The organism is Tolypothrix campylonemoides VB511288_2, assembly GCF_045999855.1.
GTDB classification, from domain to species: domain Bacteria; phylum Cyanobacteriota; class Cyanobacteriia; order Cyanobacteriales; family Nostocaceae; genus Scytonema; species Scytonema bouteillei_A.
In genome coordinates this window covers 161,507-185,556 of sequence record NZ_JBFPMW010000014.1, presented here as the reverse complement: position 1 = coordinate 185,556, position 24,050 = coordinate 161,507, and the positions used below count along the sequence as shown (strand labels likewise).

16 protein-coding genes and 2 pseudogenes are annotated in these 24,050 nt (G+C 42.0%); 9 read left to right on the top strand and 9 right to left on the bottom strand.

Going from position 1 to position 24,050, the window contains the following annotated elements:
* Positions 1–204, top strand: a pseudogene (locus tag AB0756_RS32420) (hypothetical protein); the annotation flags it as partial.
* Here the strand turns inward: AB0756_RS32420 and AB0756_RS32415 are convergent.
* The 3 genes from AB0756_RS32415 to AB0756_RS32405 all read right to left on the bottom strand — a co-directional run bounded on the left by AB0756_RS32415 (position 201) and on the right by AB0756_RS32405 (position 3,096).
* Positions 201–383, bottom strand: coding sequence for a hypothetical protein (locus AB0756_RS32415; protein ID WP_050045880.1), 183 nt, complete (start codon positions 381–383; stop codon positions 201–203). The pseudogene AB0756_RS32420 and the gene AB0756_RS32415 sit on opposite strands and share 4 nt — an antisense overlap.
* A 623-nt stretch (positions 384–1,006) precedes the next feature.
* Positions 1,007–1,717, bottom strand: a complete 711-nt coding sequence (locus tag AB0756_RS32410) for a ParB/Srx family N-terminal domain-containing protein (RefSeq protein WP_038072747.1) — start codon at positions 1,715–1,717, stop codon at positions 1,007–1,009.
* Entirely contained in the window at positions 1,717–3,096 is a 1,380-nt protein-coding gene (locus tag AB0756_RS32405; RefSeq protein ID WP_038072745.1) for an AAA family ATPase, read from the bottom strand. The genes AB0756_RS32410 and AB0756_RS32405 overlap by 1 nt, the downstream gene beginning before the upstream one ends.
* A 361-nt stretch (positions 3,097–3,457) precedes the next feature.
* Between AB0756_RS32405 and AB0756_RS32400 the strand changes: the two are divergent.
* Positions 3,458–4,201: pseudogene (locus AB0756_RS32400) on the top strand (FtsK/SpoIIIE domain-containing protein); the annotation flags it as partial.
* Positions 4,202–4,294: 93 nt separating this feature from the next.
* Here AB0756_RS32400 and AB0756_RS32395 read toward each other — a convergent pair.
* The 4 genes from AB0756_RS32395 to AB0756_RS32380 all read right to left on the bottom strand — a co-directional run bounded on the left by AB0756_RS32395 (position 4,295) and on the right by AB0756_RS32380 (position 8,247).
* The gene (locus AB0756_RS32395) at positions 4,295–5,068 is read right to left on the bottom strand and encodes a TrkA C-terminal domain-containing protein (RefSeq protein ID WP_237265895.1); all 774 of its coding nucleotides are present in this window, start codon (positions 5,066–5,068) and stop codon (positions 4,295–4,297) included.
* A 39-nt stretch (positions 5,069–5,107) separates the two neighbouring features.
* Positions 5,108–6,346, bottom strand: coding sequence for an RNA-guided endonuclease InsQ/TnpB family protein (locus tag AB0756_RS32390; RefSeq protein WP_050045131.1), 1,239 nt, complete (start codon positions 6,344–6,346; stop codon positions 5,108–5,110).
* 75 nt (positions 6,347–6,421) lie between these two features.
* Positions 6,422–7,723, bottom strand: a complete 1,302-nt coding sequence (locus AB0756_RS32385) for an NAD(P)-binding protein (RefSeq protein ID WP_237265894.1) — start codon at positions 7,721–7,723, stop codon at positions 6,422–6,424.
* 305 nt (positions 7,724–8,028) lie between these two features.
* On the bottom strand, positions 8,029–8,247 hold the full coding sequence (locus AB0756_RS32380) for a hypothetical protein (protein ID WP_038092512.1): 219 nt from the start codon (positions 8,245–8,247) through the stop codon (positions 8,029–8,031).
* A 266-nt stretch (positions 8,248–8,513) separates the two neighbouring features.
* Between AB0756_RS32380 and AB0756_RS32375 the strand changes: the two genes are divergently transcribed.
* The gene (locus tag AB0756_RS32375; protein WP_038092517.1) at positions 8,514–8,900 is read left to right on the top strand and encodes a hypothetical protein; all 387 of its coding nucleotides are present in this window, start codon (positions 8,514–8,516) and stop codon (positions 8,898–8,900) included.
* A gap of 157 nt (positions 8,901–9,057) precedes the next feature.
* Here AB0756_RS32375 and AB0756_RS32370 read toward each other — a convergent pair whose 3' ends face one another.
* Positions 9,058–11,400, bottom strand: a complete 2,343-nt coding sequence (locus AB0756_RS32370) for a response regulator (protein WP_038092521.1) — start codon at positions 11,398–11,400, stop codon at positions 9,058–9,060.
* 433 nt (positions 11,401–11,833) lie between these two features.
* On the opposite strand from AB0756_RS32370, the gene AB0756_RS32365 reads away from it, so the two are divergent.
* Positions 11,834–12,037, top strand: coding sequence for a hypothetical protein (locus tag AB0756_RS32365; RefSeq protein WP_038092524.1), 204 nt, complete (start codon positions 11,834–11,836; stop codon positions 12,035–12,037).
* Positions 12,038–12,352: 315 nt separating this feature from the next.
* On the opposite strand, the gene AB0756_RS32360 is transcribed toward AB0756_RS32365, so the two are convergent.
* Complete coding sequence (locus AB0756_RS32360) at positions 12,353–12,628, bottom strand: hypothetical protein (protein ID WP_038092527.1); 276 nt, start codon at positions 12,626–12,628, stop codon at positions 12,353–12,355.
* Positions 12,629–13,324: 696 nt separating this feature from the next.
* On the opposite strand from AB0756_RS32360, the gene AB0756_RS32355 reads away from it, so the two are divergent.
* The 5 genes from AB0756_RS32355 (at position 13,325) to AB0756_RS32335 (ending at position 24,013) form a co-directional block, all read left to right on the top strand.
* Positions 13,325–14,935, top strand: coding sequence for a calcium-binding protein (locus AB0756_RS32355; protein WP_050045879.1), 1,611 nt, complete (start codon positions 13,325–13,327; stop codon positions 14,933–14,935).
* 188 nt (positions 14,936–15,123) lie between these two features.
* Positions 15,124–17,952, top strand: a complete 2,829-nt coding sequence (locus AB0756_RS32350; RefSeq protein ID WP_038092531.1) for a two-partner secretion domain-containing protein — start codon at positions 15,124–15,126, stop codon at positions 17,950–17,952.
* Positions 17,942–19,786 (top strand): ShlB/FhaC/HecB family hemolysin secretion/activation protein, encoded by a 1,845-nt coding sequence (locus tag AB0756_RS32345; RefSeq protein WP_038092534.1) that lies wholly within the window; start codon positions 17,942–17,944, stop codon positions 19,784–19,786. Before AB0756_RS32350 ends, AB0756_RS32345 begins: the two co-directional genes overlap by 11 nt.
* Before the next feature lie 273 nt (positions 19,787–20,059).
* Positions 20,060–22,738, top strand: a complete 2,679-nt coding sequence (locus tag AB0756_RS32340; RefSeq protein WP_202048625.1) for a CHAT domain-containing protein — start codon at positions 20,060–20,062, stop codon at positions 22,736–22,738.
* 312 nt (positions 22,739–23,050) lie between these two features.
* Positions 23,051–24,013 (top strand): DUF1822 family protein, encoded by a 963-nt coding sequence (locus AB0756_RS32335; protein WP_038092537.1) that lies wholly within the window; start codon positions 23,051–23,053, stop codon positions 24,011–24,013.
* The last annotated feature ends 37 nt before the right edge of the window (positions 24,014–24,050 follow it).

Here is a 24,050-nt window from a genome sequence, read left to right as displayed (position 1 = left end):
GTTACTCCCATTATCCGTTCTAATTTACCGGAACGAGTTGCACTCCGAAGCGCGAGTGAGGCGGATTCAGCAATTATTTTGGGCGGCAAACAAACGGATGCTGCTCGCTTACTTGGGAAAGGGGATTTGCTTTACTTAGCTAGCTCTCAGTTCCAACGTCTGCAAAGTTTACTAGCAATAGATTTTCAGATTTTGTCAATCTAAAGTGTTCTGCTCAAGGCTAGCTCTACAAGACGACGATAAACCTCAAAACGCTCCTTCTTAGAAGCCTGGTAAGCTTTCCAAGCGTCAGACTTCTTAATATCTGATTTTACTGAAGAAGTCGCAGATTCTACATTTTGTTGCTGTTCTGATTCTTTATTAGTATATATTTTTTTATACATATTTCGGTAGTTGAGTGATGAAGGTCAACAGGCACGGAAAAGCTAAAATCCTTACACACAGTTTAATAGACTGCGTAATCGAAAATTATTAATGCCGTAAAAATGGCGGAAGAACCATATTCCATGAGTATGAACGACCTAATGAATTTATTTTGAACGAGTCGAAAACAGCAAAAGAAGCTGTGGAGTTGGTTTTTCAAGAGCGATCGCTAAACTGAGTCCTGCTCTAATGCATACTGAATCTTTACTCGAATCCCTGACGTATAACCTTGGTTAAGCGCTGTTTTTACAGGAGAAAGTTATGGGGCACTTCTATTATTGGCAATCCTTAATGTCTAACCTTGTTTAAGAGCTGTTTTTGCAGAAGAAAGTCATGAGTAGAGACAAACGGCTTACACTTGAACAATCCCAACTGCTCTTACAAGCACGAACAATGGGAACAGCAACGCGATCCCCATCTTTATGGCAGATTCAGAACTTGCACGACTAGCTGCAGTAATACTTCATGACGTTGGGCAAGAAAACTTAATTTCTTCCCCTAGAAGATTACCTATGAGTGTAGGGTGAACATTGCTCACAAACCTTGAACGGTGGACATTGCCCTCTTTTCATTTTACTAGTAACTAACTTCTTGACCACTCATCAATGATAGTCACGATTGTTTTATCACCCAATCCTTTAACAGATTTTACCACATCACGGTAATCTTCAAATTCATGCTTTGCCTTTTTACTATTTCGAGCATCAAAGATAGCTTTGGCAAGTTTTTCAGCACTGGGAATTCTAGAACGTTGTAATTTCATAGATAACTCTTCCTGACTTAAAGTGTTTAATAAGTTGAGCGGGTCGAGTCGTAGAGGAATCAAATTTTGAATTTCTTTTAACTTATCGTCTACGCTTTGTCGTTCTTTAGCTAGTTCTGACTTTAACTCATTCATCTGTTTTTCAACCCGTAATTCTAGATTTGAAAAACGTTGTTCTAAGTTTGTTGCTTCTATAGGTGGTTTCACTATTTTTCCAGATGATTCGTCATCTCTGAGAACTTCAGCTTGCTTGACAACTGTATCCTCTATTTTTGGAGAAATTACAAATGCATTCACCATTTCCCCTTTACGAGGATTTTTTTCTTTTGCTCTGACAGCAGCGTGATATTCAAGATGTCCATCAACTACACTATAACTTTCTGCTCCCGTTGCTTTAATAATTAAAGGTCTAATCAATCCTCCGCTTTCGATAATAATGTCTGCTAGAGTATCTAAATTAGCCTCCGAGAAATTCGATCTAGGTACATCAGAAGATATACTTTTTACATCTACAAGTGAAAAATTAATCATTATTTAACTCCCATTTTTTGGAGAACTTCTTTCGCTAAAACCTCAAATTCCATGGCAGATTTTTGAGCTTCTGTTTTAACTTCTTCTCCATATTTAATAACAGATTTTGGGTCGGGATACTCTAAATCTCCAACTGTTATACTTTGATTTAAACATTCTGATAGTACTGTTCTATCATATATGACAGCTTCCATAAGAGGTAGTTGATATCTTTCTGTAATTACACTCCGTTGTCTGGGAAAAGTATATTGTAAGTATTTTGAATTAGTTGATATTTTAGAGGCTAATACTCCCAATATCTGAATAGGTGGCTTTCCTATAACTTCTCTATTTTCATTTATTTGATTAACAAAATTCTTTACTGTTGGTAACCCCTGATTAGCAAATGGTTTTAGATCTGAAGGAATTATCAAATAATCAGCAGTAATTAAGGCGACTTCAGCATACAAATCTCTAGAGGGTGGTGTATCAATGATTACAATATCATAATTTTGCTCTACCCGTTTTAGTTTAGCAATTAGTCTTTTTCTACTGGCAAGTATTTTATTAAGTGTTTCCTGAGCTTCAATTAATGTTATATGAGATGGAATTACATCTAATTCTGGATTATTAAAATACTGAGACTGACGCACAATATCGGGAATAAAGTTAAAATCACCTGATTCTATTAAATGGTATACGTTTTTATCTCTTAAATCGTCATCTTCTTCAAACTGAAATTTAATTAAACCTGTAGCAAAAGTAGAATTGGCTTGAGAATCTATATCTATTAGAAGAACTTTTTTGCCTTTTTTTCTAAATGTTGCTGCTAAATTGACTGCAATAGTTGTTTTGCCTACTCCACCTTTGTTATGATAAACTGCAATAGTTTTCATGATTTTTTGCCTCTTAGTTTCAGAAATATAATTATATTCAGTTATTTTTACGTCCCTATTTAGAGTCTGTCTTAGTTTCAAGTTATCTCTGCCTATTAAATTGGAAATTTTATCTAGATTTTTTTCAACTTCTTTACCCGTACATTGAAATACTAGTTGAATATTATTTTGATGATTTTGATATATTCTCACATCCTTACCATTAGTTAATAATCCATATGCAACGTTTAGCGTTATTAAATAATGCTTGAGCCGAGGGACATGATTATTCAGGTTTTGCTGAGGGTGTTTTGCCTCCATCACAACACTTAATGGAGAGTTAGCATCTAGTACAAAGGGGATTACTTGTACAGCAAATGCTAAAAAATCCAGCCGGATACTGCCTACAGTAACTTCTTGATGCCAGGTATCAGGAGTATATCCTAGCTGTGGTAGCAAGTACTGGACTATAAGTTTGCTTTCGACTTCACTTTCATTACGGCAAAGTTCAGGATTAAAAGCCAATCTATTTTACCTCGTATAAAATAGAATAATTATCAAAACTTTAATACTTGTTTCATTATGGCATAAGTATATTTTTTAAACTCCCAAGTTTCACTAATATTATTAAGTATAATTTTATACTTAATAAAGTAGTACCGCATAGCGTCAAGAGAAATCCCATTCTTGAAAACTTGAAATTATGGTCAAAACTAGGGGGTAAGATAGTAAAAATACTTACACCAACATATAGTAGTCAGTTTTTTGGTGAAGACTAGCCATGCTAGTCTCTACATTAACGAAATATCAACTTTTACAGCAGAGACTTTTACAGCAGAGAGAAAACGTGTTTTTTGCTCCTGTTGTGACTACTGTACCGACGCTCTCAGCACCTGTGAAAATTGCGATCGGAGTTAATTTAGATGGACAACTCGTAGAAGCAGATTTGTCCGATCCAAATACCTGTCATTTCTTAGTTGGTGGTACCACAGGAAGTGGTAAGAGTGAGTTTTTGCGATCGCTCCTTCTCAGTCTTATTGTTCGTCATTCCCCAGAATACCTACAGATTGCCCTTGTCGATCCTAAAAGAGTCACCTTCCCAGAGTTTGAGGAGATGCGGTGGTTGCATTCACCGATTGTTAAAGATAGCGAACGTGCGATCGAACTTATGAATGAATTGGTGGCAGAAATGGAATCGCGTTACCAGCGATTTGAAAAAGCTGGGTGTGCCAATCTAAAAACTTACAATCAACGTTCTCGTCAGTTTTTACCTCGTATCGTCTGCATTTTCGATGAATACGCTGACTTTATGGCAGAAAAAGAATCTCGTGCAGCATTAGAACAAAGCATTAAAAGGTTGGGTGCAATGGCGCGGGCTGCTGGAATTCATCTGATTATTGCTACTCAACGCCCAGAAGCTGGAGTAGTTACTCCCATTATCCGTTCTAATTTACCGGGACGGGTTGCACTCCGAACAGCAAGTGAGGCGGATTCAGCAATTATTTTGGGTGGCAAACAAACGGATGCTGCTCGCTTACTTGGGAAGGGGGATTTGCTTTACTTAGCTAGCTCTCAGTTCCAACGTCTGCAAAGTTTACTAGCAATAGATTTTCAGATTTTGTCAGTCTAAAGTGTTCTGCTCAAGGCTAGCTCTTACTAAACTAAGTGAAAACGCATACTCTAAATAGCATAAAGGTTGCGATCGATACTAAAGTTAGCGATTTCATGGCTGCTCATTGAAGATTGCACTTGCCACAACCTGCACTTTTCTAAGCTCGCGTACAAGACGTTGAGCTTGATATTTATAAAGTGGTGTTGGCAACACTCCGGGCAAATTATCGATCCATTGCCTAGCATGAGTAGAACTGCATCCCGCAATCAAACTGATTTTCTCTGCACCCCTAGCAATAGCATTTTGAGTCAGAGCTTGTTCAACCTGCACTTGCCAAAGGCGAGGAAGCATTTCACCCCATTCAATTCGCTGCAAACCACTGCTTGTCGCTAAAACAATCAAGCGATCGCCTGCATAAAGCGTCACGTCATCCCAAGGCATTAACGAGTAATTTTCTTGCCGATACTTTTGGTAGAGAATTGGAACAACACCGTAGCCGTGAGCTATTTCAGAAAGAAGCAACCCATTGAGGGTATCGCCTTCTTCGATGTTGTATTCTGTCACCATAACTATTTGAGCATTCAAGTGAAAGAAACTGAGAACGTTTTCTCCAAAAGCAGCACAAGCAAAGACTTCCGCAGAGAACACCGCACCACACAGAACTTGGGCATAGGGAAATAGAGGAGCTATATTGTCACAAAATTGGCGATCTTGAGTGCGGATAATCAAGCGACTGGTGGGGTTCATTGCATGAGCCACCAGAGCAATTTCCAGATTTTCCATATTATCGTCCCCCACTAAAACGATGCTTTTGGCATGAGGGAGATTCACCTTAGCCAGTGCTTCGGTAATATTACCAACAACCAGAGGCATATCAGTTGACATACTCACCGGGCTGAAGCCACGGTGATTCTAGTTCATGGTTCACAGAAGTCCACTTGCTATATCGAGTTTCCCTTCAATAGTAGAGGCGGTCTTCTCCCCATGCTTTCCCTCGCAAGAGGCGGATTCTTCTTGCCCAGAAGTACCGTTTAGTTGCCACTCAGTACCGAGTATCTTCATTCCTTTTTGCAAAATGTTCAGAGCCGCATTGGTATCTCGGCATAGTTCAATTTTGCACTTAGGACAGGAATGCGTTCTGGTACTGAGAGATTTTTTCACTCTATGACCGCAATTAGAACAATCTTGTGATGTGTAGTTAGGTGACACCGCCACAACTGCTTTGTCCCAAATCTTGCCATAATAGTCTAGCCATTGAGTGAATTGATACCAACCAGCATCAGAAATGGACTTAGCCAATTGATGATTTTTTACCATATTGGCAATCTTTAAATCTTCATAGACAACCACATCGTTAGAGTGGACTACGCACCGAGCTTGCTTAATTGCCCAGTCTTGACGCTGCCTCTGAATTTTTAGATGGATTTTACCCAGTCTTTTCCTTTGTCTGTGATAGTTTTTTGATTGGGGTTTAGCACCCTTGACGAATTTCTTACTCAGACGGCGTTGGGCTTTCTTTAATCGCTTTTCTGACGAACGCAAGAATTGTGGATATATCACGGCATTATCGTGTTGATCTTTGGTGAAAAACTTTAACCCCAAATCTAACCCAACAACGTTACCCGTATATTTTCCTGTTTCCTTGCGGTCAGCATCAAAGCAAAACTGAGCATAATAACCGTCTGCTTTTCTAATTACTCGCACCCGATTAATCTTTAATCTGTGCAAGTCTTCTTGAGTTTCATTGTTGCAAAATATAGAAAAAGTTCCAGCCTCAAAGCCGTCAGTGAAGGTGATTGATTTACAATCACTTGATAACTTCCATCCCGAAACTTTGTACTCTACCGAGCGGCAATGTTTTTTGAATTTTGGATAGCCTTTCTTCCCCGAACCTTTTTTGCATCGTGAATAAAACGTAGAGATAGCAGCCCAAGCCCGTTCAGCACTAGCTTGTCTAGCAGCAGAGTTTAACTTCTTTGCGAAAGGAAACTCTGCTGCCAAATCTTTGCATAAGTTGTACAAAATAGCTTTACTAACTCCTTTATTGTCCATCCAAAACCGTACAGCTTTATTTCTAATAAACTGCGTTGTTCTGATAGCCTCATCAAGGGCTAAGTATTGCTCTTTGGTTCCGTTTTTTAGCTTGGCTTCTCTTACTATCATGTCCTGATTATAACATATTTTATCTGCTATATTGCTAGATAAAATAATGTAAAGCCGTCCTTGAAGGACGGGGCTTTAAACCCAGTTTTTTGGTAAAATATGTTTGTCGTGGGCGATGGGATGAATCCCCACTAGCGGCTGGTTGAGTTCTTGCAAAAGAGCAGCCACTCTCTGTCCCAGACAATTTAAGCCAATGAGCACTACATGGTTGCGTTGTGGGATGGGAGGAGCGGAATTAAAAAACTGGAATCTTGAAGTCACAAGAGCATCAGTCAGCAGTGCATACAGGACTCCTACGAAAGCTTGACCTGTTAGCGTCAATCCCAAACTGAACAACCGCAACCACCAAGGTATAGAATCTGATTCCTGTAATTGAGATACAAACTTAACACTGCCAAATAAATCTCCGTATCCTCCTAAAAGTAAGACGGCTGTTGCATAAAACGCTTCTTGGAGGGTGATGTGAGGATAATACAAGCAGTAAAGAATTATGCCAACAAGCCACAAGACTAATACGGTAATTGCATAGATTGTCGCAATTCGCCGGATTTGATTTTGACTTTGGTAGTAAGATTGCCAAAATCGCACGATTTTCTGCCTGAGATTCTTCGCCGTGATGCCTTGGAGAAAATGTTGCCACTGCCACCAAAGGTTGCGAGATCTTGTTGTATGTTGCTCAAATAAAGTCAGTTCGCTTGCAACATCAATATAAACCAGTGTGTCTCCTACCTGTACTTCTGCTTCTGGATTCCAGTCATAAAATTGTTTCGGTGGGTGAGATGAAACGGGTGTGTGACTCAAGATACAGCGAGTTGTTAAATTAAGTCTATAGACTGGTTTGCCCTTGCACCAGCTATCCTGTGGTTTTACTTGATGTTCTATAACTCGCAACAGTTGCCCTTCAACCGTAAAATATCCAATAGCTTCAGATCCAAGGGCTGTCAGAGCGAAGGCATGAGCCGAAAGATGGGTAGGCTCAAAGGCAACAAAATTTCCTAAATTTTCATACAAGAGCTCGTTAAAATTTTGTTTGTCAGAACGTACAATCAGGCGAACTTGCGGATTGATACGCCGTGCTGCAAACGCAGCTTCTATATTCATCCGCTCATCTCTTGTTACTAAAAGTATAGAACGGCACTGACGTATACCTGCCTGCTCTAAAACACTTGGCTGGCGACAGTCTCCTACGATCAAGTTTTCCAGCAAGCTGGATAGTTCTGAGACTTCCCAATGTTCGGGCTCTATATCGTCAATGGCGCTGACTTTAACATCATACTTTTTGAGGACTGCGACACAATGTTGCCCTAAACCTTTGAGCCCGCATACTAGGAAAAGGTCTTGCTTTTTTTCTTGATTTGTAGCACCTGATGGACACATTTTATGTTTATGGCAGCATGACAGCCAATGACCTACTCAAACTAAGGATTCTCAGTAATAAAGTAGCTTAAAATTGCTGTTAGGATACTTTTCCATCAGATAAAGTTAACTTTGGTGCAGTAATTTGCCTCCAGAATTCTATTCTAAAGCTATACAAACTAAGTTCACCTACATGGGCTTAGTTTGTATAGCCGTGATTTCCAATCGCCCGATATTTTTTCCAAATTATGATGTTCCGGTTGCTCAAATCCCCGACTTCTCCTAAAAGAAGCCGGGGCTCTTGCAGTTCCAGTACACGATCGCGTTTACTCTTCGTCTTTTTGAGGTTTCCGATCGGGGCGCTCAAGAGCAGGAGGATAATCAACAAATTCGTCAGTTCTGATTGTCTCAGTTGTTAAAACGCCTTCTTGCAAAATATCTTCAGGATCTGATGATTTATCGGCTGCTGATAAGTTAATTTGACCGTTTGCATTAACGTTAGGTTTATCAGCACTTCCTTTGTGATTGGCATGACCACCAGGCATAGTTGTTTCCTCAGTCTTATAAATATACCATCAGCCTAAACTTACTTATTATGCGGAATACACTGTCACAAGTCTTAAACTCTCTCAAATCCTTCCCTTAACTTTAGGGGGATTTCACTACTATAAAACCCAACCAGCCACACTTTTAGGTGATGTTACAGAACAACTATAAGCGCTATCTTAAAAATAAGGAGAGTTCTTTAAAGTTGTAAACTCCTCCCTTTACTTTGTGTTTGGTGCTCGTAGGGCTTCCAACGGAGGTCAGAATGAAAAAAATTATTATTGCCAGTCTATTAACTTTAGCCACTACAACTGGATTTTTACTGAACAATGAAGCGGCTGAAGCAGACCACGGACGCTATTACCGTTATCATCGCTATCCCAGGTACAGAGAATCAATCAGCTACTGCTACCCTGTCACTCAATGGCAAGTAGACGAAGATCCCGCTTATCATCCTCAAGCTTATGCTGATGGATACCGCCAAGGACAACAAAGTTCTAGAAAAGGCAATGCGTATAAATCTCGTACTGCTGGGGGTGAATTTGCACGCGGTTTTGATGACGGTTATTACGGAAGGGAATTTAAAGGTCAAAAAAATGTAGTTCCCAATACGGTTCTGCCGTATACTACAACACAATGCAGTTGGTGGTAAAACAGTATTTTTGATTGACCTCTGCCGCTAGTTTCAGAATTTTGTCAAAATAGAAGTTATGCACAACCGTGTTAATTCTTTTTTTAAAGCAAGATGGGTGTGAGGAATTTTCTCAATGAATTGAATTAATTTTTCAGCATCAACTTCCAAGTCTTTCCTAGCTCCTAACCCCTATTTTCAAACTAGCAACTTGATAAAGCGATCGCACTGTCAATCCATCATTAGGATACTCAACAACCGCAAAATGGCAGATAGCTTGGTAGCGAATTCCCTCTGGTGTTATAAATATTTGCTGGCGAAGATCTGTCAAAATGTCACAGAGGCGATCGCTAGCTTCTTCTTTTGTCATTCCAGATATCCCCACTACAAATTCTCCATGACCCCAATAACCGATCGCTTCGCCACCTCGAAATGCAGATTGTAAATAGCGGCTCCACCGTTGTATTACCTGGTTTCCGGCTTCATGACCGTACTGGATATTAATTTGATGTAATTCTGTTACACTCAGTAACACCAGACAAACAAGATGGCAATTAACTCTTGCGCGATCGATCAGGTTATTGAGATCGCGGCTAGACTGAAATTGATTTGCCAGCCCGGTCAGCGGATCTTTGCTTGAAAAAGACTGAAGCAGGCGAGCGCGTTCCAGGCGATTGGTAATTCTAGCCATAAGTTCTGCACCCACAACAGGTTTAACCACATAATCATCTGCTCCAGCCGCAAACACTTGTTGCACCGTTTCTAAATCTCGATGAGCCGTTAAAAATAAAATTGGTAATCCTTGCCAATTCAGGTCAGTGCGAACAGCTTGGCAAAGTTCTATACCATTTAAATGTGGCATCTCTACATCTAATATCAGGAGATCGGGGTTTGTTGCTTGCAACACTTCCCAAAAATCAAGTGGGTTCTCTAACCCGGTCATCCAAATACCCCAAGGTTCCAGCATGGAACGCAGTGTTGCTAGAATGACTGGATCGTCATCAACAACCAGTAGATTTGTCCCCTGAGACTGATGCTGTTGTAATATTTGATACGAGATATCCCAAACTCGCTCTGCTGTCACTGGTTTTACTAAAAATCCTCGCGCTCCAGAACGCGCTGCTGTCACTCTATCCACTAAAGCATCTACTGTCGCAAGTACAACAAATGGTATGGGAGGAGTTCGCTTTGCCAAGTCTAGCAACAATGCCAAACTCTCATCCCGCCATCCTACTTCCTCAATACTGAGAACTACTAAGTCTGGTGATGTTGTCTGCAACCAAGTTTTCGCTTCCTTAAGAGTTGTTACTTGTTGCCATCCCATCCCTACAGATTGTGCTAGTTGTTGTAACTCCAAACCAAATTTTGTATTGGGGTCGATGAGTAGAAGGCGATTTGGAGATTGGGAATTGGGGATTGAAGAGACAGGAGAGATGGGTTGTTGGTTGAGATTTAATAAGTCTGTTAACTGCTGGATGAGCGATCGCAGTTGATGTTTTTGGGGTGAAAGCAACTCACTATTTTCCGCCAACAATTCCTCAATTTGCCTTGCGATTTGAGTACCAGTTTCTAGCTCAAACATTCCCAGAACACCTGCAAGCTTGTGGGCTTGTTGTTGTGCTGACTGGTGTAACTCAACTGTAAGCGTTCCACCTGCAACAGCAACTGCGGCTTTCTGCAAAACTTCCATCCTTTCCACCATCAGCCCTTCATACTGCTTCCACAAACCGCCCATTGCTTCGTTAAATTGCTGTTCGACGGAAGGAGATAAGGAGCAAGGAACCGCAATCTCTGTCTCCCCTGTCTCCCTTGTCTCCCCCATCTCCCCTATCCCCTCTACCCCCCCCACAACCTTTGGATTGATGCGATAGCCCAAGCCGTAAACGTTTTCAATCCAATCAACTGCTCCAGCTACTTTTAGTTTTTGTCGCAAACCTTTGATATGGGATTTGACGGTTTCTTCTTGTGGAGGATCGTCAAAAGTCCAGAGATGTTCGATAATGTTTCCCCGACTGAAGACTCGCGAAGGATTTCGCATAAATAGCTCTAGCAAGCTGTATTCTTTAGGTGTGAGTACGAGTTCTTTTCCAGCATAGGTTACCTGACAACTACTTGGATTGAGCTGTAAGACTCCTACTTCTAGTACTGGGGTATGAGGAACTTCTCCCCGACGTAATAGCGCTCTGACTCTTGCTTGGAGTTCCTCTAAATTTAAGGGTTTGATGAGATAATCATCCGCACCTGCGTCTAATCCGCGAATGCGATCGCTGCTTGCTTCTCTCGCTGTCATTAACAAAATTGGTGTCAAACAACCTTGAGAACGCAGTTTCTGACATAAAGAGATACCGTCTAGCTTTGGTAATTCTACATCCATTAAGATGAGGTCATAATTTGCGCCGACTGCGTACTCCCAACCAATTCTTCCATCTTTTGCTGTATCTACTACATAAAGTTGTTTTGTTAGACACTGCAATAAAATATTTACTAAAACTTCATCATCTTCAACTAGTAAAATTCGCATTGCTAAAACTGTCTTTCTTAAAATACTTACTTTATATATATAGCAATCCTAAATCATTTGTAAAAAATTTGGATTGCTAATAGCTAATTGCTAATGGTCAAAAAGCAATTAGCTATTAGCTATTAGCTATGAGCTATTAGCAGTCTTCACTCTTATTCTTATATTTCATTTAGGACTGCTATATATGTTTTTATATGTATCTATAAATCACTGGTGATTGCGATCGCAATTACAATAATGTTAATAATTTAACTTTTCACATTAGTATAAATACGGTTGACAGCCTAAGCTTTAGAGAAAAATCTCGCAGCCAAGTTAAAATTAATCCCATAGACAGATAAAATAACCGACAAAAATGACATCTGAGACAGAAGAATTTGCACTGCCAAGCTTCATAGAATAGTGCCAACGTTAAATAAATCGGAGTCACGTTATGGCTAATCCAGAGAATGAAAAAGTAAAAAACGACGCTCAAGTACCAGAAGCTTCTGGTGGATACCAAACTCCTATTGATGAAGAAGCACGCCACACTGGTATGGATGTGCAAAGCAAAGGTAAGCCCTCTGCGGTTCCTGAATCTGGAGACAGCGACCAAATTACTGAAGGTGCTGGCAATCAGGGAACTGAGAAGCGTTAATTTTAACTGCTTAGTTGTGTTCGGTAATCATAAGGTGGAAAGATTAAGCTGCGATGGGCATTATCTTCCACCTGTTTTTTTATCAGTTTCATTCCATAGTGGGCTACTTGAGCCTCTCCCCGACATGAATGCCGTATGAGTATCAAGAAATTAATTTCTTGATACTCATACTTCGGGGCTACTCGCTTCCCGTGTTATCAAAGTGTAGTAGAAATGCAAAGCTTCTATCAACCAGCGTTAAGCAAGCGCTATAGCTTCGCTTGCGCCAACGGCAATAAATTTGCTTGCGAAGCCTGGTAACAGCAAGATATTCTTTCATGTTAGTTGATGATAGCGTTTCTCCCCAAGGAGCAGTATTTTCCTTTTCATTGAATTGGTGCGCTCGCCTGTGGTAATGATTTCGACGAATAGTATTTTTATCTTCTCAGAGTCATAAGAGAGTGCGATCGCAGAGTGCGATCGTAAGTAGTCGTAAGTCAATTGTTGCGATCGTAAGCAAATTTTCTTGTAAAGAAGTGTAAAAATTTGCGTAACTTCCTCACCTCTCGCAGATAACTCTATAGTCGAGCGCAGAATAACATACTGCATCATTCACACTGAACCTCAGCCTAACGCCAGATAAAGTTTTAAGGGTAATCAAAATGGCCATCTACTACACTTCTGAAAGCAAAACTCTCTATATGTATGGTATCTACCTATTAAGCAAGGATACCAACTCTCTTAGAGGATGTTTTAAAAGGCCTCTTGTTGGTAGCAAAATGTTTATATCCCCCTAAATCTCCCCATAAATTGGGGGCTTCAAGAGGTCTTTTCCCCCTCCCTTAAAAGCTATGCATTAGTCACATCTTTCTTTACAATCCTGAAAACCCTGCCTACAATCCATTCTGGACGCTGAGATTTTCACCGGGCTTGCCAAAATGGCACTTATTCTTCTCGCAAAAATTACATTTTTATTGAGAATGAACAACGAACGAATCAGGGTTAGAAAAAACGAGAGTGATTACTCTGGTAAATGTTGAGAAAGATCCGGGTAATGGATATCCTTTAAAAGGGGATCTGGGGGGGAGCGATAGGTGCTTAAAAACACAGCGAACCACTTTTCAAACAACCTCTTAGAGGCTGTGCAAGAGCAGAAACATATTAATGTAAATCATGATAGTGGGTTGGAAATCAACTTCCGTGTTGTTAGTAAGTAAAGGTCTGTAACAACTGTCGGTAAATAAAGAAGTCAATTCACATTGAATACATAAACACATCTCTTTTACATACTTCAAGGAGTGAGAAGTTATGCCAAGAATAAACAGGGATGAAATATGGGGTAAGGAAGGGAATCCAGGACCAGGTGCTCCCGCAGATTTTGAAATTCCTTTTGATTCCGACAATATTGAGCTCGATAGCAGTGGTAACGCGAATGTTCCTATCAAGATATACAACGACCAAAAAAATGATGGGGACAATATCTTTTTATTGACAATTAATGAACCAACCAATCCTGCTTCTGGTTTTAGCCAAGAAATCTACGAATTTAAAGAAGCGGATGGAATTCCTTTATCTGCTGATGGATCGGCACAATTATCCAATGACAAAGGTTTTGGGATAGGACTAACAACAAAATCTTCAATTCAGACCGCTTACGTTGTCATTCTAGATGATGAGAAGCCAAGCCGGAAGACACAAGGAGATAGTCAGAATAACACAATTAATTTAAAAGGTGTAAATAATAACGACACCAGTGATGACACGGTTTATGCTGGAGCTGGAGACGATACTGTAGATGCGGGTCAAGGGGACGATATCGTCCTTGGTCAACAGGGCAACGATATAATCCGAGGACAGGAAGGCAAAGATGCGCTGTTTGGCGGTGATGGCAATGATACTCTAGATGGTGGAGCTGACAACGATAAAATATATGGCGAATCCGGTAACGATTACCTAATTGGTGGAGATGGAAATGATTATTTAGATGGCGGGTTCGGCGCTGATACCTTACAGGGAGGTACAGGTAATGATATTTACGTGGTTGATAATACAGGCGACAAAATTATTGATTCACCAGGTACTGGAATAGAGACAGTTCAAGCTTCTGTTGACTGGACACTAAGTTCAGGGCTGGATAATCTAAATCTTATTGGCTCTGCTATCAAGGGGATTGGTAACAATCTCAATAACAAAATTGAGGGGAATGATAAAAACAATTACTTGAATGGGGCAGAAGGAGACGACAAATTAGATGGCAGTAGTGGTGATGACACTTTAGTTGGAGGAGACGGTAACGACATACTAGATGGTGGATGGGGTGCTGATACCTTAGAGGGCGGTACAGGTAATGATATCTACATTGTTGACGACCTGAACGACAAAATTATTGACTCACCAGGTACTGGAATAGAGACTGTCAAAGCAAAGATTTCTTGGACACTGGGGTCGGGACTAGATAACCTAAATCTTAATCAATATGCTGATGGCTTTGCAGATAGTGACAAGAGCAACCTCAATGGTACTGGCAACAATCTGAATAACACTATTACTGGTAATGGAGGCGATAACATCTTAACAGGGTTAGAAGGAAACGATACCCTGAACGGTGGAAGTGGTAATGATACGTTAATTGGAGGAGCAGGAAATAACACCCTAACAGGTGGAATTGGTGCAGATAAGTTCGTCTTCAATTCCAAGTTTGAAGGTATTGATATCATTCAAGATTTCAATAGGAGTGAGGGCGATAAAATACAAATTTTCTCTGGTTTCGGCGCTATCTCTACTAATCAATTTATTTACAACAGTAGCACTGGAGCATTATCTTTTGATGCTTCTCCTTTTGATAGCGTGGCGGCCATTCAGTTTGCTTCTCTCAAACCAGGGACTAGTTTCATTGCTAGTAGTGACATTATCTTTTAAAAGCAGGCTCTCGATCGACTACTGTGCTGCCCTTCATTGAACTGGCATATTGCATTGAGATGTAGCTCTTGTGGGGTGAGTACCCTGCCCATGTTATGCAATTGAAAAATGCATTAGCTCACCATCACCGTAAATCTACAGATTCGTGACATCGCCCTTGCCCAAAGGCAAAGTATCAAGCTAAAACCATGATATTTTTTCGTTTTGTGTTTTGCGTTTCTAGCAGTCTGTGTATCTTCTACTTAGCAGCAACATCCCGAACACAAGCACAAGTTGTTGAGGATGTAACTCTGCCCAATTCCTCTGTTGTTACACAAAATGGTACAGTCGAGATTATTACGGGCGGTACACAGGCAGGAAGCAATTTATTTCACAGCTTTAAACAGTTTTCTATCCTTACTGGTAACACTGCTTCTTTTCGTCACGCTCCGGGGATTGCCAATATTATTTCTCGTGTAACTGGCTCGTCTGTATCTAACATCAACGGTTTAATTGAAGTCTTACAAACGGATGGTAATCCTAGTTCTGCTAACCTGTTTCTTCTCAATCCCAATGGCATTATTTTTGGCCCCAAAGCGTCGCTCAATCTTGGTGGATCGTTTGTCAGTAGTACAGCCAATAGCATCAAATTTACAGATGGCAGTGAGTTCAGTGCAGTTAACCCAGAAAACGCTCTACCTTTGCTAACAGTCAGCGTGCCTTTTGGCTTACAGTTTGGTAATAATCCAGCTTCTATTGTCAATCAGTCACAGGCTGAGGATGCTAATGGTGTCCCTGTTGGTCTCGTCGTACAGACAGGGAAAACATTAGCACTTGTGGGTGGGGAGGTAGAGTTGCCAGGAGGTTACTTAACAGCACCTGATGGTCGTATCGAATTAGGGAGTGTTGCCAGTTCTGGCTTAGTTAGCTTCACTCCAACAGCTACAAGTTTTGCTTTGGGTTATGAAAAAATACAAAACTTTGGAGATATCAGTCTTGCTCAAGAGGCAACAGTAGATGTGAGTGGTAATGAAGGTGGTGATGTTGCAGTCATGTCTAAGAACTTAAGGGTTCAAGGTGGGTCGCAAATTGTATCTGTTGCTTTTGCCGAGGGCAAAGGAGGGATGTTGAGTGTAACTGCAACAGAAGCTGTAGAGTTAATAGGTACTTCAGATGACGGTACTTTTTCCAGTGCCTTGTTTAGTGAGGTTGCAGAAGACTCTGGAGGATTTGGAAATAATTTGGCACTTACTAGCAAGCAGTTAATTATTCGGGATGGCGCGCGGATATCTTCCAGCACATTTGGTCAGGGACAAGGTGGAAACGTAACTGTCAATGCCACTACCATAGAAGTGAGCGGCTTTGTCAGTACTCGTCGTGATGCTGTTAGTAGTATATCGGCTGCAACTCAGGGACTTGGTCATGCTGGCAGCGTAATAATAAACACTCAGCAATTGCTTCTTCAACAGGGAGGACAAATCTTTTCCTCCACTGCTGGGTCTGGTCAAGGAGGTAACTTAACAATAAATGCTTCAGATTCTATAACTGCAATAGGTACCTCTAGAATTAACAAAAACAGCGGTAGGAGCAGTGGATTACTTACTCAAACAGATGGGGGCGGAACTGCTGGACAGTTAAAGCTTGAGACAGGTCAATTGCGTGTCCTTAATGGTGCCCAAATTAGCACTATTTCATTTAATAGTGGCTCGGCAGGAAACCTGTTGGCAAAAGCTTCCACTGTGGAATTGGCTGGTATTGCCCTCACTCGAGATGGTCAAGTCATTGCAACTGACACAAATCCTGTCATTCCCAGTGGTTTATTCGCTAGTGCCGATCGCAACTCAACTGGCAATGCAGCAAACTTAACCATTGAAACCCAGCGTTTAAGCCTGCGAGATGGTGCTATTGTGCAAACTTCTACCTTAGGCAGAGGTGACGCAGGAAATCTGATTATTCTTGCTTCCGATTCCATAGAAGTTACTGGCACTGCAAAGGGAGGACTGTTTCCTACGAGTATACTTGCTGCTTCCGGAGGCGTAACCGGATCGGGCTTTGTCGGATTTCCTGAAGCCACTGGTAAGGGAGGGAATGTGAGTATTCAAACTGGCAATTTGACGGTTCGGGATGGGGCGCAAGTGGCAGTCAGCAGTCTTAATCCTACCAGCAACGCTAAAGGTGCGGGCAATCTCCAAATTCAAGCTAATAATATCTTTCTAGATAATCAAGGTAAATTCAACGCCGAAACAGCATCCGGTGATGGTGGCGATATCGTTCTGCAAGTGCAAAAATTGCTACTCCTGCGTAATGGCAGTCAAATCTCTACAAGTGCGGGTACTGCTGAACAAGGTGGTGATGGTGGCAATATTAATATCAATGCAAAAGATGGCTTTATTGTAGCTGTCCCTGGCGAAAATAGCGACATCACCGCCAATGCCTATAGCGGGAGTGGGGGAAAAATCAACATAACCGCTGCGGGTATGTATGGTATGGTGCAGCGCAATCGCCAAGATTTGGTTAAGCTACTCAATCCCAAAAACGCAAGTGAAATTAACCCCAATTTGCTTTCAACAAACGATATCACCGCCATTTCCCAAACAAACCCAAATTTCAACGGTGACACAAGTGTTAACACACCCGATACAGAACCCCTTGAGTTAGTTCCCCTACCTGTTAACTTAGTTGATGCATCTCAAAAAGTTGCTACAGGTTGCACCCCAGGAAACAGACAAGCACGCAGTTCTTTTACTACCATCGGACGCGGAGGGGTAGCGCCGAGCCCCACAGAACCACTGACACAAGAAGCAACGATCGCAAACTGGATCGCTCTCGACCCAGCTATGGGAAATCCCTTAAGTTCAAAGGAATCTTTACAAACAAGCAACAATCGTCACAATTCCTTTCTTAAAAACTCTGATTCCCATAAAATTGTCGAAGCACAGGGGTGGATTGTCGATAAAAACGGCAATGTTATCCTTGTTGCTCAAGCACCACCGCGTGAATCTTCTGTTCCCCTATCACTATTGTGTCATGCCCCGTAACTTCCGCCAAAGATTAAGCATCTATCAGTATTGCTGTTGCTTAAGTTCAGTGGCAATTTCTTGCACTTTGTTAATAAAATCTGTACAAGCGCAGGTTGCTAATTCAGCACAAACCCAAAATCTCACTCCCAGTGTTTCTGCCCAAGTTCCCCTTCCACGAGAACCTCAAAGACCCATTAATGTACAACCAATCGACCCACGAGACATCGAACCCCCTTCCACTCAACCTATACCAGAACCCCCACCTCCAGAACCAGCACCAGAACCACCTTTCCGCCTACCGCCCCCTGAACAGTTACTCCCACCGGAAACCACACCGAGAACTCCCGACACCACTCCAGGAGATGTTCCCCAAACCATTAGTGTTAAAGAATTTAAAGTAACAGGTAGCACAGTCTTTAGTCAAAAAGAATTTGCAGAAGTTCTCAAAGACTATATAAATAGACCCATAACCCTAGCAGAACTCTTCCAAGCACGTGCGGCGATTACTGAACTTTATGTTAAAAAAGGTTATATAACATCAGGAGCTTACATTCCCACTCAAAAGCTTCAAGATGGGGTCGTAGAAATACGGGTCGTAGAAGGTTCCTTAGAAGACATCAAAGTAACGGGTACCCGCAGATTGAGACCGGGCTACGTGCGAAGCCGACTTGCTATTGCTACAAAAAAACCCCTCAATCGCGATCGCTTGCTTCAAGCACTACAATTGTTACAACTCAATCCTCTCATTGATAATTTGTCAGCAGAATTATCAGCAGGTTCGCGTCCGGGAGTGAGTTTGTTAGAAGTACGGGTGAAGGAAGCAGACACCTTTAACGTTCAGTTAGTTTTAGATAACGGACGCTCTCCGGCTGTTGGTAGTTTTCGCCGTCAAATTCAAGTCAGCGAAGCCAATCTTTTGGGATTTGGTGATAGCATTAGCGCTATCTATACCAATACTGATGGCAGTAATGCCTTTGACTTTGGTTATACTTTTCCTATCAATGCTCGGAATGGAACTATTTCGTTCAATTTTGGTATTTCTGATAGCAACGTCATAGAAGAACCTTTTAATATCCTTGACATTCAATCCAATTCCCGTTATTACGAATTAACCCTACGACAACCCGTAATCCAAACTCCAACTCGCGAACTTGCTGTAGGTTTAACAGCAACTCGCCGGGAAAGTGAAGCTACCTTAAACCCGGACAATCAAGGGGAAATCCCCTTTCCAGCGTTTGGTGCAAATGAAGAGGGCGAAACTCGAGTAACCGCCTTACGTTTTTTCCAAGAATGGACTCAACGCAGCAGCCAACAGGTATTTGCCGTGCGTTCTCAGTTCAGTTTGGGACTTGATGCTTTCGATTCCAATAGTTTCTTTGCTTGGAGAGGACAAGCACAGTGGGTGCGGCTGCTAGCACCCGATACTCTCTTTCTCTTACGAGGAGATTTGCAATTTGCAGATCGACCCCTAGTTCCATTTGAGCAATTTGGCTTGGGTGGCTTGGAAAGTGTTAGAGGTTACCGCCAAGATGCGCTGCTTACAGATAATGGCTTCTTTGCTTCTGCTGAAGTCCGCATTCCCATTGTACGGTTTTCGCGGCGTGGTAGCGTTTTACAAGTGACGCCTTTCTTTGATGTAGGTACTGTTTGGAACCGTTCCGGTAGACCCAGCCCAGATGCCGAACTAGAAGAAAATACACTCGCCTCTGTTGGATTTGGGCTGCGCTTGCAATTAGAAAACTGGCTGACAGCACGCATAGAGTGGGGTATTCCGTTAATTTCAATTTCTGGAAATAAGGACACTTGGCAAGAAAACGGTTTATATTTTTCCATTATTGCTAATCCCTTTTAATGAATCCTATTAAGCCCGGTTGATTAGTGATGATTAAAGGTTCCGTGCAAAACCCGTTCCCCAGTCCCCCATGTGCCCTAATCATAAGTCTTTAACCAGACATAATATGACTGGTTCCGCCTCCAAGATTTTCTTCCTCTTAAACAAAATATAATGAAAAAATTGAATTTAACTCGTTATTCTCTTCTCATAGAGTGGGCAGGCAATCGTATAAATTTTTGGGTTGGCAATACCCACCCTACTTGTGTTTCAAAAATCAAATAGGAGTTTTATATGAAAAAATTAAATTTAACTCGTTATTCTCTTCTAGCTGTTGTGACAGCTATATTATGTATTTTTAGTTCACCAGTCTTCGCAAAACTCCCCCCATCCCCTCCACTTCCCCACTCTCTTGCCTCCCCGATTGCTTTACTGCAACAGGGGAAAGTACTATACGATGGCGGACGCTATTCTGAAGCAGTGCAAGTTTTGCAGCAAGCAGCACAACAATACCAGCAGCAAGGGGATGCAATCAGTCGTGCGGCTACTTTAAGCAATCTTTCCCTTGCTTACCAACAACTTGGTGCATGGAATGAGGCAAAACAAGCGATCGCAAGTAGTTTAGATATCCTTGGTTACACGCAGCAAGATTCGGAAAACAAAATCAGCCAAAATCCAAAATCTCAAATCCAAAATTTACCAATTCTTGCACAAACCTTGGATATTGAAGGACGCATGCAGTTGGGGATGGGACAACTAGAGGAAGCTTTGGTAACTTGGCAAAATGCAGAAAAAGTTTACCACCAAGCCAATGATAAAAATGGCGTTGTGCGATCGCGCATTAATCAAGCTCAAGCACTCAGAACCCAAGGATTTTATCGTCGTGCAGAGGCTTTACTCGTGCAAGTTAACGAAACATTGCGATCGCAACCAGATTCCTTAGAAAAAGCAGTCGGTTTGCGATCGCTTGGTGATGTTCTCCAACTGGTTGGCGATTTAGATAAATCCAATGTTGCCTTACAACAAAGCTTGGAAGTTGCCCAACGCATTAAATCTGCAAAAGAAATTAGTGCAAGTCTTTTTAGTTTGGGAAACAATGCCCGTGCTTTGCCGCAAAAACCACAAGCAATCGCTTATTACCAAAAAACAGTTGAAGTCGCCCCTTCACCACTCACAAAAATTCAAGCACAACTCAATCTTTTAGACCTATTTGTAGAAGACAAACAAATTGCAAATGCCCAAAATTTAATACCTTCAATTCAATCGCAACTCGACCAACTTCCTCCGAGCCGTGCTGCCATCTACGCCCGAATTAACTTTGCTCAAAGCCTTTCGATTTTAGATTTTAGATTTTCAAGTTTGAATTCCCAACAGTCTCAATCCAAAATTAATCAAGAGTCTCAATCCAAAACCCAAAATCCAAAATCCAAAATTGGCGAGAATCTCGCCACCGCCGTCCAACAAGCCCGCGATTTAGGGGACAAACGTGCAGAAGCCTATGCTTTGGGCAGTTTGGGTAGTTTATACGAACAAACCAAGCAGTGGTCGGAGTCGCAAAAGCTGACCCAGCAAGCATTGTTCCTAGCACAAACAAGCAATGCACCAGAGATTACTTACCGATGGCAATGGCAGTTGGGAAGATTGCTCAAAGCACAAGGAGATACTAAAGGAGCGATCGCTGCTTATGATGCTGCGGTAGACACTCTTCAGTCACTCCGCAGCGATCTTGTAGCCGTTAACCAAAACGTGCAATTTACTTTTCGAGACAGTGTAGAACCTGTCTACAGGCAATCAGTAGAATTGCTCCTGCAATCTCAGCAAGGACAACCCGATGGAAAAATTCTAGAGAAAGCACGTCAGCGCATAGAAGCACTACAGTTGGCAGAACTAGATAACTTCTTTCGGGAAGCTTGTTTGCAAGGACAGAGAGTACCTATTGATAAAGTTGTAGACCAAGATAATCCAACCGCAGCTATTCTCTATCCAATTATTTTGGAAAACAAACTCCAAGTCATCGTAAAAATTCCCAAACAACCCTTGCGAGTCTACGGTCAGCAAATTTCCCAACCAGAAGTGGAAAAAACATTAAGTGAGTTGCGGCAAAATCTGGTCAAACCATCTGCGATTAAAGCATTCAAAACAAAGTCACAACAGGTTTATAATTGGTTAATCAAACCTATAGAGTCAGAATTACAAGCAAGTGGAGTCAATACCCTAGTCTTTGTATTAGACGGAGCTTTGCGAAACATACCACCAACAGTTCTTTATGATGGTAAGCAGTACTTAGTTGAAAAGTACGCCGTTGCCCTCAGCGTGGGTTTACAACTTTTTGAACCCAAACCACTTGTGCGACAGCATCTAAACGCTCTGACAGCGGGACTAACCGAACCACCGCCAGAATATTCCGGTCGGTTTTCACGTTTGCCAGCTATCAAAACAGAATTAAGCTTAATTACCCAAGCTGGTGTATCAACCACTAGCTTGCTAGATCGAGAATTTACTAGCAAAGCTTTAGAAAAAAAGGTCAGTAATGTTCCATTCAATATCGTGCATCTAGCTACCCATGGTGAGTTTAGTTCGCGGGCTGATAAAACCTTTATTTTGGCTTCCGATGGACCAATTGACGTTGCTCATTTTGGTAGTATCCTTCGCAGTCGGGATGATATCAGACCAGAAGCAGTACAACTACTAGTTTTAAGTGCTTGTAAAACAGCCGCCGGAGACAACCGAGCAGCACTCGGTCTTGCTGGGGCTGCTATCAAAGCAGGCGCACGCAGTACAGTCGCTTCTTTATGGCAAATAGATGATGAATCAACAGCCCAATTTGTTGGTGCTTTTTACCGGGAACTCAAAAATCCCAACATCTCAAAAGCCGAAGCTCTCCGCCGCGCCCAGCTGCAAATGTTGAAGCATCCCAACTTTAACACACCCAGCTTTTGGTCAGCTTATGTTTTAATTGGGAATTGGCTGTAATAGCTAATGGTGAGACCAGCCCTGTAGGCGGGTTTCCGGCCGTAGGGGACTGGTGAGACCAGCCCTGCAGGCGGGTTTCCCGCCGTAGGGGACTGGTGAGACCAGCCCTGCAGGCGGGTTTCCCGCCGTAGGGGACTGGTGAGACCAGCCCTGCAGGCGGGTTTCCCGCCGTAGGGGACTGGCGAACCCGAAGGGCGAACCCGAAGGGCGAACCCGAAGGGCGAACCCGAAGGGCTAATAGCAACTTCGTTGCATAAAATCTTTAACTTGGAGCGATAAGTATTTAGCAGCACTCTTACTGGGGATTTCACTATGAAGCGCACCATCTATGAACTAGACGATATTCCATTGACTTTGCCCATCACGTTAGCAGCTCGCAGAACTGCGGAGAAGTTTGCGAACGAGCAACCCACTCCTGAAAAAGCTGCACAAGTCCGGCTGAATACTCTTTGTGTATGGGTGGTGCATCAGTACTTGGAATTTTTGGGTATTCCTACTAACTTAAAGAAAAGTGACAGTTGGAACCCAGTGATACGTTTGTGTGCTGACGTTGCGGATTTGGAAATGCCTGGAATCGGTCGTTTGGAGTGCCGTCCCATACAACGTTTTGAGCAATTTTGTTACATTCCTCCAGAAACTTGGGAAGAACGGATAGGATATATTGTTGTTCAAATCAATGAATCTTCTCAGGACGCCAATTTACTTGGCTTTGTCCCCAGCATCTCTACAGAACGATTGCCATTAAACCAGCTTCAACCTTTGGAAAATTTGATCGAACATTTGGGAGAATTGCAGAAAACCCCAGCGAAGACTCTGGTAAATTTGAGTCAATGGTTAACTGGTGTCTTTGATGCAGGTTGGCAGACTCTCGAATCGTTATGGAACCAGCCAGAATTGAGACCGGGTTATGCTTTTCGCAGCAGTGAAATTGTTGACCGCATGCCAGAAAGCGATTCACTTACCAAACGTGGAAAATTGATCGATTTGGGAATCCAAATTGCCAATCAACCCGTCATGTTAATAGTGGAAATTCGACCAGATATAAACTCACAAACGAGTGTTCGCCTTCAAGTGCATCCTACTGGTAACAGTAGTTACCTAATTCCCGGTTTGCAATTGACAGTGCTTGATGGGTCGGGAGCGGTTTTTTTGGAATCTCAAGCTAGAAGTGCAGATAATTACATTCAGTTACAGTTTCAGGGTGAACCGGGAGAACAATTTAGCGTTAAGTTAGGCTTAAATGATGCTAGTGTCACAGAACACTTTGTGATTTAGTGAGTGAAGGACGAAGGATAAAAGATAAAGGATGAAG

Coding starts and splice junctions, on each gene's coding strand:
- AB0756_RS32345 (WP_038092534.1), top strand. CDS start 17,942: ATGCCCCGTAACTTCCGCCAAAGATTAAGCATCTATCAGTATTGCTGT.
- AB0756_RS32355 (WP_050045879.1), top strand. CDS start 13,325: ATGCCAAGAATAAACAGGGATGAAATATGGGGTAAGGAAGGGAATCCA.
- AB0756_RS32385 (WP_237265894.1), bottom strand. CDS start 7,723: ATGTGTCCATCAGGTGCTACAAATCAAGAAAAAAAGCAAGACCTTTTC.
- AB0756_RS32350 (WP_038092531.1), top strand. CDS start 15,124: ATGATATTTTTTCGTTTTGTGTTTTGCGTTTCTAGCAGTCTGTGTATC.
- AB0756_RS32370 (WP_038092521.1), bottom strand. CDS start 11,400: ATGCGAATTTTACTAGTTGAAGATGATGAAGTTTTAGTAAATATTTTA.
- AB0756_RS32360 (WP_038092527.1), bottom strand. CDS start 12,628: ATGATGCAGTATGTTATTCTGCGCTCGACTATAGAGTTATCTGCGAGA.
- AB0756_RS32340 (WP_202048625.1), top strand. CDS start 20,060: ATGAAAAAATTAAATTTAACTCGTTATTCTCTTCTAGCTGTTGTGACA.
- AB0756_RS32395 (WP_237265895.1), bottom strand. CDS start 5,068: ATGTCAACTGATATGCCTCTGGTTGTTGGTAATATTACCGAAGCACTG.
- AB0756_RS32365 (WP_038092524.1), top strand. CDS start 11,834: ATGGCTAATCCAGAGAATGAAAAAGTAAAAAACGACGCTCAAGTACCA.
- AB0756_RS32410 (WP_038072747.1), bottom strand. CDS start 1,717: ATGATTAATTTTTCACTTGTAGATGTAAAAAGTATATCTTCTGATGTA.
- AB0756_RS32380 (WP_038092512.1), bottom strand. CDS start 8,247: ATGCCTGGTGGTCATGCCAATCACAAAGGAAGTGCTGATAAACCTAAC.
- AB0756_RS32390 (WP_050045131.1), bottom strand. CDS start 6,346: ATGATAGTAAGAGAAGCCAAGCTAAAAAACGGAACCAAAGAGCAATAC.
- AB0756_RS32415 (WP_050045880.1), bottom strand. CDS start 383: ATGTATAAAAAAATATATACTAATAAAGAATCAGAACAGCAACAAAAT.
- AB0756_RS32375 (WP_038092517.1), top strand. CDS start 8,514: ATGAAAAAAATTATTATTGCCAGTCTATTAACTTTAGCCACTACAACT.
- AB0756_RS32335 (WP_038092537.1), top strand. CDS start 23,051: ATGAAGCGCACCATCTATGAACTAGACGATATTCCATTGACTTTGCCC.